At 46.9% G+C, this 11,395-nt stretch carries 15 protein-coding genes and 2 pseudogenes; 14 read left to right on the top strand and 3 right to left on the bottom strand.

Annotated elements, in window-relative coordinates; all coding sequences use genetic code 11:
• On the bottom strand, nt 1-759 hold a 759-nt coding region (locus O9324_RS19945), incomplete at its 3' end, for an RNA-guided endonuclease InsQ/TnpB family protein (RefSeq protein WP_288141117.1).
• Between the two features lie 215 nt (nt 760-974).
• Nucleotides 975-1,181, bottom strand: coding sequence for a hypothetical protein (locus tag O9324_RS19940; RefSeq protein ID WP_288141116.1), 207 nt, complete (start codon nt 1,179-1,181; stop codon nt 975-977).
• A 434-nt stretch (nt 1,182-1,615) separates the two neighbouring features.
• On the opposite strand from O9324_RS19940, the gene O9324_RS19935 reads away from it, so the two are divergent.
• The 4 genes from O9324_RS19935 to O9324_RS19920 all read left to right on the top strand — a co-directional run bounded on the left by O9324_RS19935 (nt 1,616) and on the right by O9324_RS19920 (nt 5,512).
• On the top strand, nt 1,616-1,978 hold the full coding sequence (locus O9324_RS19935; protein WP_288141115.1) for a helix-turn-helix domain-containing protein: 363 nt from the start codon (nt 1,616-1,618) through the stop codon (nt 1,976-1,978).
• Between the two features lie 739 nt (nt 1,979-2,717).
• Nucleotides 2,718-3,524, top strand: coding sequence for a MarR family transcriptional regulator (locus O9324_RS19930; protein WP_288141114.1), 807 nt, complete (start codon nt 2,718-2,720; stop codon nt 3,522-3,524).
• Complete coding sequence (gene dnaB, locus O9324_RS19925; RefSeq protein ID WP_288141113.1) at nt 3,517-4,884, top strand: replicative DNA helicase; 1,368 nt, start codon at nt 3,517-3,519, stop codon at nt 4,882-4,884. Before O9324_RS19930 ends, dnaB begins: the two co-directional genes overlap by 8 nt.
• Entirely contained in the window at nt 4,874-5,512 is a 639-nt protein-coding gene (locus O9324_RS19920) for a hypothetical protein (RefSeq protein ID WP_288141112.1), read from the top strand. Before dnaB ends, O9324_RS19920 begins: the two co-directional genes overlap by 11 nt.
• Before the next feature lie 47 nt (nt 5,513-5,559).
• Here O9324_RS19920 and O9324_RS19915 read toward each other — a convergent pair whose 3' ends face one another.
• Nucleotides 5,560-5,913 (bottom strand): helix-turn-helix domain-containing protein, encoded by a 354-nt coding sequence (locus tag O9324_RS19915; protein ID WP_159293119.1) that lies wholly within the window; start codon nt 5,911-5,913, stop codon nt 5,560-5,562.
• A 393-nt stretch (nt 5,914-6,306) separates the two neighbouring features.
• On the opposite strand from O9324_RS19915, the gene O9324_RS19910 reads away from it, so the two are divergent.
• The 10 genes and pseudogenes from O9324_RS19910 to O9324_RS19870 all read left to right on the top strand — a co-directional run.
• Nucleotides 6,307-7,353, top strand: a complete 1,047-nt coding sequence (locus tag O9324_RS19910; RefSeq protein ID WP_288141111.1) for a hypothetical protein — start codon at nt 6,307-6,309, stop codon at nt 7,351-7,353.
• A 9-nt stretch (nt 7,354-7,362) separates the two neighbouring features.
• Nucleotides 7,363-7,701 (top strand): hypothetical protein, encoded by a 339-nt coding sequence (locus O9324_RS19905; protein WP_288141110.1) that lies wholly within the window; start codon nt 7,363-7,365, stop codon nt 7,699-7,701.
• A 75-nt stretch (nt 7,702-7,776) separates the two neighbouring features.
• On the top strand, nt 7,777-8,058 hold the full coding sequence (locus O9324_RS19900) for a hypothetical protein (RefSeq protein WP_288141109.1): 282 nt from the start codon (nt 7,777-7,779) through the stop codon (nt 8,056-8,058).
• Complete coding sequence (locus O9324_RS19895; protein ID WP_288141108.1) at nt 8,045-8,407, top strand: hypothetical protein; 363 nt, start codon at nt 8,045-8,047, stop codon at nt 8,405-8,407. Before O9324_RS19900 ends, O9324_RS19895 begins: the two co-directional genes overlap by 14 nt.
• Complete coding sequence (locus O9324_RS19890) at nt 8,404-8,865, top strand: ASCH domain-containing protein (RefSeq protein WP_288141107.1); 462 nt, start codon at nt 8,404-8,406, stop codon at nt 8,863-8,865. Before O9324_RS19895 ends, O9324_RS19890 begins: the two co-directional genes overlap by 4 nt.
• 48 nt (nt 8,866-8,913) lie before the next feature.
• A pseudogene (locus tag O9324_RS27565) lies at nt 8,914-9,009 on the top strand (AcrVA2 family anti-CRISPR protein); the annotation flags it as partial.
• A gap of 357 nt (nt 9,010-9,366) precedes the next feature.
• Complete coding sequence (locus O9324_RS19885) at nt 9,367-9,969, top strand: nucleotide-binding protein (protein ID WP_288141106.1); 603 nt, start codon at nt 9,367-9,369, stop codon at nt 9,967-9,969.
• Nucleotides 9,966-10,259, top strand: a complete 294-nt coding sequence (locus O9324_RS19880; RefSeq protein ID WP_288141105.1) for a hypothetical protein — start codon at nt 9,966-9,968, stop codon at nt 10,257-10,259. The genes O9324_RS19885 and O9324_RS19880 overlap by 4 nt, the downstream gene beginning before the upstream one ends.
• A 165-nt stretch (nt 10,260-10,424) precedes the next feature.
• Nucleotides 10,425-10,970, top strand: a complete 546-nt coding sequence (locus O9324_RS19875) for a hypothetical protein (RefSeq protein WP_288141104.1) — start codon at nt 10,425-10,427, stop codon at nt 10,968-10,970.
• A 287-nt stretch (nt 10,971-11,257) separates the two neighbouring features.
• Nucleotides 11,258-11,395 (top strand): annotated as a pseudogene (locus O9324_RS19870) (ISAzo13-like element ISMae28 family transposase); the annotation flags it as partial.

Genomic DNA, 11,395 nt, shown 5'->3' with positions numbered 1-11,395 from the left:
ATCAGTACGAGTGTCCTTAATCTTTGCGTGGATTTTAGCTACTCGTTTTCTGGCTTTTTCCCGTCGTTTACTTCCTTTCTGTTTTCTAGAAAGGTTTTTCTGTGCTTTTCTTAGTCGTTTTAATCGTTTCTTTAACGGTTTCGGTGCGTCTATCTTTTCTCCTGTTGAGAGGGTAGCAAAGGTAGCAATCCCTAGATCAATTCCCACTGACTCCCCATTATTGGGAAGTATTTCGGGCTGAATCTCGACAACAAAGCTGAGAAAATAGCGATCCGCCGCGTCTTTAATCACGGTGACACTAGAAGGTTCAGAAGGTAATGGACGACTCCAAACTATTCTTAAATCACCGATTTTGGCTAAAGTAACGTGATATTGATTGATGGTAAAACCATTGTCAGTAAATCTTGCTGATTGCTTAGATTTACGCTTCTTAAATTTAGGAGGCTTGACTTTTCTTCCTTTCCTCTCTCCCTTGCAAGATGCAAAAAAGTTAGAATAGGCTGCCTCTAAGTCTCTCAAGGACTGCTGCAAAGGAATAGAAGAAACCTCGGTTAACCACTGTTTTTCTTCTGTTTTTTTGACTTGAGTTAGTCTTTTAGATAACTCAGTATATTTTGGCTTTTTCTCTCCTTGTCGATAGAGTTCTTGGCAATAAGCTAAGGTATCGTTCCAGACAACACGCACACACCCGAACAACTGAGACAAAAGCCTCTTTTGTTGGTCTGTTGGGTAAATACGGTATTGATACCTTGCTTTCATTGGGTTAAGATGTGTGTGTCTGTACTCTATTCTAACTAGGTCTGTTAATAACGTCAAGTCATCTACGAAAAGAAAGACACTCTACAATCAGTGATCAGTAAACAGTAATCAGTAATCAGTAAACAGTAAACAGTAAAAAAACAGTAGGAAAATTCTATTTAATACTGCACACTTAAAAAATCACATCTGATAACTAATAACTAATAACTGATAATTTACAAATAGATTACTTTTCCCTCAAGTAATTCGTTTAAACGGGTTTTAGACAATTCTTCGTCTAATCCTAAATATATACTTTCATCGCTTAAAAATGTTCCTAGTTGTCCTGATTTTCTCAATCTTAGTTTAATGCCATACTTTGCGGATCGACGCAAAACTTTAATTGTTTTGCCACAAACTATTACATGAGCAGTATCTTGCATATACGCTTAATTCATATTTACTTCTGGTTGCTAGTATTATAACTGATTACTGATTACTGATTACTGATTACTGAGAGGTGCGCCACTGGAAGTTCTTAAGTGTTACATCAAAGATCAAGAAAAGCCGTCGTAAAACGACGGGGTTTTAACCCAAATTTTCGATAATTAATTAGCTCGAACGGGATCTGAACAAAGCTTGTTTGTGTCATAATAGAAGTAATTGAGTATTTCCCCGCTCTAGTCAGTGCGGGGGTGTTTTTTAGGGACTTTTTTCTTATTTGTCCCTTAATCAGAACTTCAACTGTTCTTAATTTCGTTTCGGATGACCATATTTCCCCCCACCGTGCCATAATTGGAACTGCAAAGGTGTCTTGTCATTCGCTAACAATATAATTATAATATAATAAGTTCACTGTAGGTAGAAAAAATAATTCATGTTTCAAGAAGCCCTAGACAAGACATTGAGATATCGGGGCATCGCCGGGAAACAAATCGCAGAACAGACCGGGATTAGTCCTAGCTATGTGTCCGAGATTCGCTCCGGTAAGAGGAATCCTTCGTTGGAGATGTTTGAACGATTGCTGGACGCGGCCGAGGAGATCGCACCGGGTAGCAGGGAATACTTTGCGGCCTGTCTCGCTGGGAGAACCCTAAAAGTTAGCGTCGATTATCTTGCGGCTAACTTAGAAGATGAAGAGTTGGCCGATTTGGTGCTTGCCCGGAGTAAGTACCTGAAAGGATTGGCACAAAAAAAAGCCGCCGACCCCATCGAATCCTTAACCCTTGAATCGGTCTAAAAAAAATAAACTAGACTACACACTAACAACCAGTACAAACTTATCCCCTAGTAAAGAACCGAAGAGTTTACTAGGGGATAAGTTGTATTAAAAATCTCGATCACCCCGTCTAACCCTCTAAATATTTCCAAGGCCAGACGAAGAAATAGTCGGCATAAGGCGACCGAGCCAAAACACTGGACTCGATCATCAAAAACTAAGACACCTTGCGAACCAGTTCAAACTCGCCGCGGGCTAACCGTTCCAACATTTCCGACACCGATAGGTTGTACTGTTCCGCAATCGCTTGAACTTCTTCCCAGCCAGCCTGAGTCACGGTTAGGTGGCGACGTTTCTTCGGCTCTTGATATAACTGAGGCCTACCGTCCGGATTCGGTGGGTTTTCCTTCCTGCCCTTGTATTTCCCTCTAGTTTCCATTGAACAACCCTTTAACTTCTCTACACTATTTTACCCACAACAGAAATTTCTCTCAAGAAATGGGTTTTTATTTACATACACCATATAATTAAAAAATATACTTTTTAGTGCGATTGCGGGGGCGGAAATCGGGGGACTGAGTAGGAAGTCTTTTAAACCGAAATGAGGTTAAGAGCAATTGATATACACATTAAGGGAATTTTAAGACGCTACCTACCTAGAAAACAAGCCCCAACTCTATTCGGGTTATGGGGCAAATTCACGAAAAGTACATCGCTTTCGATGGAAAGTATATACCTTCGCACAAAAACTATAACTATTATGACACAAAACAAGATAGAAGGCAAGTTCTACGCGCTAAAACCGGAAGAGTGGCTCGAAGTCACCAAAGAATTGAGATACGCGGAAGTTCGAGTTCTCTACTATCTGAGAACGATCGATCCGTTCGGCGGTCGCGATCTGCGCGTCAAGGTCACGGATGTGGCCACCGCCACGGGACTCCAGAAAGGCACGGTTTCCAAAGCCCTGAAAGTTCTTAGCGATAAAGGTTACATCGATCTAGAAATCACCGAAGCACTGGTCAAGCTGCAAACGTTTCCTAAAGGAGATGGGGTTTCCCTCGACGGGGAAGGGTTTCCTACAGGAAACACGGTTTCCTGTGATGCGGGAGAGTTTCCTACAGTACCATCAGGTTTCCTACAGGAAACACCCTCGCACTGTGGGAAACACCCTCGCACTGTAGGAAACGATCCCGTCCCGGAACCCAGTCAGGGCAAGGAATCCAGCACCTCTAAGATTATTAAGACTTATTTAGACTTTAAAAAGACTCTCTCAGAAGACGAGCGAGCGAGATTTTTTTATTTTGTAAGGAAGGAAACAGGGAAACTTCCCCATCCGATCATCGATATAGAAGCATGGCTGGCCGGCAAGAATGCAGCTGGTCTGAATCGGTGGGAAGTTTATTACGAGCTTTTCGAGAAATCGGAGGGACGAGCGAACGGACAAAAAACGGGGAAAGAACAAACCCCCAGAAAGCTCTCCTTTTCGGAGCGCAACGAAACGAAGCGACTGGCCAGATTAGCGGGCGAGAAATGGATCGACCCGTGGGGTCTAGAAAGTGATGTATGATCCCGCGTTGCCCCCCCAAAATATCGAGGCCGAGGAATCTATTTTAGGGGGAGTTCTCCTCGACCCCAAGGCGATGGGACGGATCGTCGATTTTCTAGCCGCCGATGCTTTTTACGTTCGTTCCCATCAAGAAATCTACCGAGCGGCGGTTTCTCTTCACGGCAAGGGAAAGCCCACGGACCTGATGACGGTTTCCAGTTGGCTGCAGGATCACCAGCTTCTCGACGAGGTGGGAGGGATTCCCCGACTGTTACAGCTAATCGAGCGCACGGTATCGGCCGCTAACATCGATCGCTACGCCGAGTTGGTGATGGATAAGTATGTCCGTCGTCAGTTGATCGGGGCGGGAGGCAAGGTCATCGAGTTAGCCCGCGACACGACGCGGGAGTTGGACGAGGTACTGGACGGGGCGGAGCAGGGAGTATTTCTGGTATCGAACCGGGGACGAACGACGCGAACGCTTCCCAATAGCGAGGTGGCGAGTGCCGCCTTCACGGAATTGGAGAAAAATAACCCGATTTACCCCACGGGCTTACGGGAGTTGGACAATCTAATCGTCGGTTTCGAGCCTGGAACGTTGACCCTGCTCGCGGGGCGACCGTCGATGGGGAAGTCCCAAGCCGCCTTATTTCTCGCCTTACAGATGATGATCGCCCGACGGATACCGGTGGTTTTCTTCTCGCTGGAGATGACCGCCCAACAGCTAGAGTACCGTCTGTGGAGTTTGTTGAGCGTTCACCCCCACTATTGCGATTATGGGTTTTCTCCCCTCCGAAGCGGTCGGATCAGACAACACCGGGCGGGACTGGCTCCACTTACCGAACAAGAACGGGAAACGATCGTCAATGTGCTGAAGGTAGCCGCCGAGTTACCGCTTTATTTCAACGACGACCGGGGAACAACGGTCATGGGCATCGCCTCGGAATGCCGCCGTCTCATCGGTGAGAAAAAGCAACCCGGTTTGGTGGTGGTGGACTACCTTCAGATGATGGCCGATGATTCTCCCAACGGCAATCGCAGTTACGAGTTGGGCAACGTCGCTAGGGGACTCTACAAGATGGCGGGCGATTTAAACGTGCCGATTCTGGCACTCTCTCAGATATCCCGGGCGGTAGAGGGACGCAACAATAAACGCCCGCTCATGGCCGATCTCAGTCAATCGGGAATTCTAGAGATGGTTTCCGATAACGTTGTCCTCCTCTATCGCGATGAATATTACAACCCCGATAGTGCTGATCGCGATGTGCTGGAATTGATCGTCGGTAAGGCCCGTCACGGCTTGACGGGAACGGCACGCTGTCTATTCGATAAGTCCTACGGATTGTTGACGGAATTGCCCGGAGGGAACCATGGCAATTGAAGCGGGTGTGTCGATCGTGATCGTCGGTGAACATCCCGATAACGGTAAGTTCTACACAATCGGTGAGGTTCGCCAAGATGGTTGGATACTGACCACCGATAACCATCTGTTTCACCACCAGTTTTTTGATATCTGTTCCCCTCCCGAACCGAGACCGAAAGCTTCCAAGACACCAAAAAGGGCGAAGTGTTCGACAACCCCTAATTCTTTCTTAGGGGAAAGTGAGTCACCGATTTTCTTAGGGGAAAATTTAGGAGATCACACATCTGAGATTTCCCCTAAGAAAAAAACGGTCAACCCCGTCACATCTTCAGAGATTTTCTTAGGGGAAAATTTAGGAGATCACACATCTGAGATTTCCCCTAAGAAAAATCCCAGTGGTTCCCTTTATGCCTTCAACCAAGAGAAGAAGGATAAACACGGTAACGTGAAAACTTATCCAAAAGTTGAGGGCGAGCGTTCCACTGGCAATCCCGATCATTGGTTTTGGGCTTACTGTTGGGACGAGAAGGTTAACGGCAGATGGAAAACCTTCAAACGGTCAGTCCCCCGTGAGAAGCTGTCAAAGGTGCAAATGGCGATCGATGCTAATCAACCCGTTTCAGAAATCCTGAAAATCATTGGTTGAGGTTCCGCACAACGACCGCCAGTCCCCGCAAACGGTGAGGACTTTCCCTAAGACATGATCAGACTTTGCTGCAGGAAGTTGATCGTTTCCCGATCTTTTTTGAACTTTTCGGCAATGGCAACCATGAGACGATCAGCACCGATTATCTCAATTAAATCTTCTAAATTCGGTTCGGAGCCTCCCGACACCAACAAACCAAAGTAACGGCGGGAACCAGGAGCAAGTTCTTCCATCCCATCGAGAAGCTTCTCTAAGGTATCCTCGCTGATCCAGTTCTTCCCGTTCCTAAAAGAACTGATATGTGGCGTTCCGATCCCCGACACCTCGGAAAGATCCTTACCACTAATCTTGAAATAATCTTGGGTTGTTTTAAAGGCTTGCCTAATTGTTAACTTTTGCATACTCACCGACTCAAATGCGAATTAATTAGTTGATAATTAGTCTAGCAAACAAATATAACTGATTTTCGCACGATCAGAACCACTCATACCGATTATGACACGGAAACTACAAGTTGTGAAAATACTGGGGCATTTTAAGGAATTTTTAAGCTTCCTTCCGATTGACCCGTTCGGATGGGTTCGTCCCGTTCGCGACCGAGGGGATTAGCCCAAAAAAACAAGCCCCAATCTGGTTAGGGAACGGGGCAAGAAAATGACTTCTTCATTAGATGTACCTATCTAGAAGTAACCGTCGAGATCGATTTGTCGAAACGCAACTTTCGGGATCGGTTCATCGGGGTTCATCTTTTGAGATTCATCCTCTGAAATTCATTCTTTTACAGTGTGACTATTATGACACGGATCGAGCAAAAATTTTACCCTCTAACGGCGGAAATATCCCAAAAGCTCAGACACTCCAATTTGACAGCCGCCGAGTGGAGACTATGGAGTTACCTCGTCGAGTTGGACCCCTTCGGTGATCGCTACTCCCAACTGCCGGATACGTTCACGATCATGCAGGCGGTGAACATTAAAAAAACCACCTTTTACACGGCGATCGCTAAATTTCAGCAATTGGGACTATTCGACTTTCAAGATCAAGGTTTTTCTTTCCGTAATCTTCGGGGGGTGGCCAAACGGGGGAACCAGGTTCGATTCGTCGAAAAGGTTGCCGAAAATTCGGAAAACGATGCGGAAAAACGGAACCCAGTTCGTGGCTTCGGAAACTTTTCCGAAAATTCGGAAAATCAAACCCCGAAACCCTTACAGCAAGAGAACTTTGCAATTCCTCAGACTATTCAGACAATTCAAACCATCCAGACCGTGGCGGTGGGGGATTTAATTTTTCCAGGTGAGAAGGAGGAAAAGGATTTAATTTCTCGGGATGAGAAAGTTATTGTCGAGTCGGAATCCATCCAATGCTCGAACCAAATTAAAGAACCGTTAAGGTCGAAACTTGACCAGCGATTAGGAGAACTAGGGATACCGCTCGATCAAAAAATCCGAGAGGCAATCGATAAATACGGACAATCGAGAGCTTGGCAGGCTATCGCCCATGTGGAGGCGACCCTAGAAACGATAAGAAGTAAGTACGGGGTATTTCTCTATCAGATATCGAAAGAACCGCCAGAACAACCTCGCTCCCGTTTGTCGGATGAATTTTTGCGATGGTACGCACAAGTCCGAGGGGAAATCGTCGAGGATGTTGCTCTAGAACTGCTACCCCTAGACCGATACGGAGAGCCACTCCTAAGATTGCGGCATCGACCCGATGAGTTAATCCCGTGGCGACGGGTGGCCGATAAAGACTCAGAACGATCACCTCTGAATATCCGAGAGATGCTCGAAAGTTTCCCACTGCTGAAGTCTCGACTGGGGAGAAAAAAAAATGACTGGTAGCGAACCACCATGCTCAAACAATTCGATATCTGCAGCGGCATCGGGGTCGGGTTCCCTCTCGACCGACGTTTCCCCAGAGTCCGCAACTACGGCGACGCAAATTATCTCCCTCTGCGAGATAGCCGACGAAAACACGGCGAAATCCATCTTCTTACCGCCTCACCCCCCACCCTTTCAAAACGGGGCGATGGAACCGGGGGTGATTGTTTCCCCGCTATCAAACGGGCGATCGAATCTTTCCGACCCCGATACTTCTGCACCGCCAGAACCGAGAATATCCTCTCCATCCGCAGAACAGGCCACCAAACCCTCTATCTTCAGCACTTCCTCCGTCAGATTGCCCGCTGAACCTACGATGCGGAATGGCTTACTGTCAATTCAGGTCATTTTGGCTCCCCCTTCTTTAGGAGAAAACTTCTGCTTGTGGTCATCGCCAGAGGTTTTATCGACTGGCAACCCGTCATGCCCTGGCCAGAGCAAATTAGAGACACAGTTGAAGAAAGAGGGCGTAATCAAAGAGGACGAACGGTTAAATCCCCGATTTCTCGAAAGCATCTCCTCGATTCCTACGGACTGGACGAACCCCTTGGACAACCGAACGGCGATCCAGTTTCTCTCCACCGACGAATCGCTCTCGCTAATGCCCTCAACTCTCAAATGGCCACCATCGCCCTCGCCCGCATCCTCTACCTTGATTCTCTCTAAAATACCTTTACTAGGGGATACAGATGTACCCTTAACCAGTACAAACTTATCCCCTAGTAAAGAGGAAACCGAGAATAAACGTCCGCGCCGTCGTAGGGGGGAGGGTTCGGGGTATTTTATCCCCACTTATTCTCAACAGGCGAAGTACGGGCGCAAATATCTCCAGACTTTCTATCAAGTCGAATTCGGTAAGCGCAAGCGATCGATCTACCTTGCATCTGAAAAGGTGGATCGGATTCGAGAACTCGATCGCATGGGCAGACCGATCGACGGGATACTGGAAGCGATCGATTCCCCCAAAGCGCGGGAGGTTCTAGCGGAGTACAGGGAATTTCTTAAGAACAAATGAGAAGGAGTAAGGCATTGGCAATCAAAGCTATCAGTTTGTGGCAACCGTGGGCATTTCTGGTCGCAAACGGTCTCAAACTTCACGAGACAAGGGGATGGCCGACAAAATACCGAGGGGTGTTGGCCATCCACGCCGCCCAACGTCCCCTTTGCAAGCGAGGAAAAAGCTTGATCTCCCATCTCAACCGAGCGTTCTATCTGTCCATCGATGGCGATAAATTGCCGTTAGGTGCGATCGTAGCACTCACCGATCTGACCGATTGTTTAGAGATGGTATCCGAGGCGAACGCCACAGACGTGCCAAATTCGATTATTATCGAATCGGTTTCGGAATTGGAACGGTTGCTCGGCGACTGGCAACCCCAACGATACGCTTGGAAGCTGGAAAATGTCAGGGCGATCGAACCGATACCCTGCTTAGGCAAACAAAAGCTGTTTACTGTTGAAATATGCCCCTGATTTTTCGCTAACTGGCGGTTAAGTTAATCTAGTCAGTACCGCACCCATCGGCGCAGGGGCTTCTATCGTTGGCAACCCTACGGCCCCAGAGAACGACCAGATCGCAAACTGATCTGGATCGAGCCGGTTCTGGTTAATGGCTAAACTTTTGACTATTTCTGACTGGCAATCTGGCAATCTGGTTTTACAGAAAACTGGTTTTAAAGAAAACCAGCTTGCGGAGTCGATTCTGTTTATCTGGTTTTATGGTAATCTGGTTTTACAGAAAACCAGTTCACGGAGTCGATTCTGTTTATCTGGTTTTACGGTAATCTGGTTTTACGGAAAGCCTCATTACCAGAGGCGATCCTATTCATCTTGTTTTATGGCAATCTGGTTTTACAGAAAACCAGTTCGCGGATCAAGAGTAAAAAACAGAAATCCAGATCACTAAACCCGCCTAAAAAGGACGGGACTTGTCTAGACGACGCAAGTGGAGACTACCGTATCGAGACACAATCTATGAAAATTATTACCGTTACCGGTTACAAGGGCGGCGTGGGTAAAAGCACCACCGCCGTGCATATTGCCACCTATTTCAGCGATCGAGGTCGGACGGTATTGGTCGATGGCGACCCGAACCGCACCGCTTTGGGTTGGGCGGAGAGGGGGGAGCTTCCCTTCACCGTTGCCGACGAGCGACAGGCGATGAAGATTATCGGCGGGGCGGATTTCGTCATCATCGACACTCCCGCCCGTCCCCATTCCGACGATCTCAAAGAGTTGGCCAAGGGTTGCGAACTCCTGATCTTACCCACCGCCCCCGATGTTCTCAGTCTGCAGCCGATGTTGGAAACAGCCAAAGATTTGGGAGACGCTAATTACCGCGCCCTGATCACGATCGTACCGCCGCCCCCGAATCGGGAAGGTGAAATACTACGTCAGGATTTAACCGACGGCAGTATCCCTGTTTTCAAGTCGATGATTCGCAGAACCGTCGGCTATCAAAAAGCGGCTTTAGCGGGCGTTCCCATCCGCAATCTCGATGATGCTAGGTTAAGAGCGGCATGGAAGGATTACAAAGCTTTGGGAGAGGAAATCTTCGCCATATTGGAGGCTTTATGACGACGGGCAGGTACGGCGATTTAATTAAGAAAGCCAGAGAACCAGAAAACCAGAATACCGGTTTAAAGGAAAGCCAGAATACCAACTTACCAAAAAACCAAAATACCGGTTTACCGGAAAACCAAAATACCAACTTACCAGAAAACCAGAATGAACCAGAAGTAAACCTTTGTGTCAAAGTTCCCAAATCCTTGCGGCAACATTGGGCGGCGGAGGCCAAACGGCAAGGAACGACCATGACGGCGGTAATCATGGCAGCCCTTAACGACCGATTTGGTAAACCAGATTAACAGATAACCAGAAACCCAAAAAACCAGATAACCAGATAACCAGATAACCAGATAACTGGAAAATTTTCAGATGGTAGCTACGGTAATATTAGGTAATAAAGTTGCTGTTTTTGTATGAAATCGCCGTCTCCGATCGTTTTAGCTTCTATCTTTTGTCTAATGTCTATGCAAGTCGAAGCCCAAGATTACGAGGTTTTATGTCGGAACCGGGAGTCTTACGGGTTTTCTCAAGAGGAGTGCGATCGTTGGATTAGAGAACAAAACCAGCGTTCTCCTACTAATTCTTCTGGCAATGGTCGATCAGCCGTCAATTCCGCTTTTATCGGGGAGAAAGTCTATAAAATGCGTTTGAGGGATGCCCCTACCGGCAACATCGGTCAGCAAAGCATTTTTTCTCCTGGTGATCTCGATCGGGAGGAGTGGGTAGTAGTGACTTTGATCAATAATCAGAGGGTCAAGGTACGCCATGCCACCAATGTAATGAACAAGTTTTGGGGAAATCGTCAATGGTACGATCATCCCGCCACGGCCATTCGATTATGTGCGATCAACGGTTTTGATACCACTGATTGTGTGACGGTTCAGGGAGACACGATCGATTTGCCGGAGGGAAAAACCATTAATGATGTTCAGATCGATTTCAAGTATGTGGAGGGTGGTTCCGTCTATACCCGCACAGTACAAATCGCACCTGGTACTTTACCTGATTGAACTATTGAGACTTAGCCAGTGAAAATGGTTGTTGGTGACGACGTTTTTTTCTGGGTCGTTCGTTAAGAAAAATGACTGGAAGGGTGATACTTGGTCATGCGTTTGGTAGCATGGCGGGAGAAGAAATGTAACTGTTAGGGACTTCCAAAAAATAAACTATTCATCCTCAAGAATAATAATCATTCTCGGAGTGTGGGAGGTAGGGATCGATGGTTGCCCCCTCCTTCCAATTTTGTAGTAGAATTAATCCTGTACATTATTAATCAAGTTTTTCTTTTTAAGAATATATGGAATTAACTGATTCCCTCAAGAAATTGCTCAGTGAAACTGCACTTCAATTAAAAGGTGCAGCTAAAAGAAGATTCATGGCGCAAACAGTCTTAGAATTAGGCTATGGGGGACAAACCCTTGCTGCACAGGAGTTA

Source organism: Microcystis sp. LE19-84.1B (assembly GCF_027531875.1).
GTDB lineage: Bacteria > Cyanobacteriota > Cyanobacteriia > Cyanobacteriales > Microcystaceae > Microcystis > Microcystis panniformis.
This window is presented reverse-complemented; position numbering and strand designations above follow the sequence as displayed.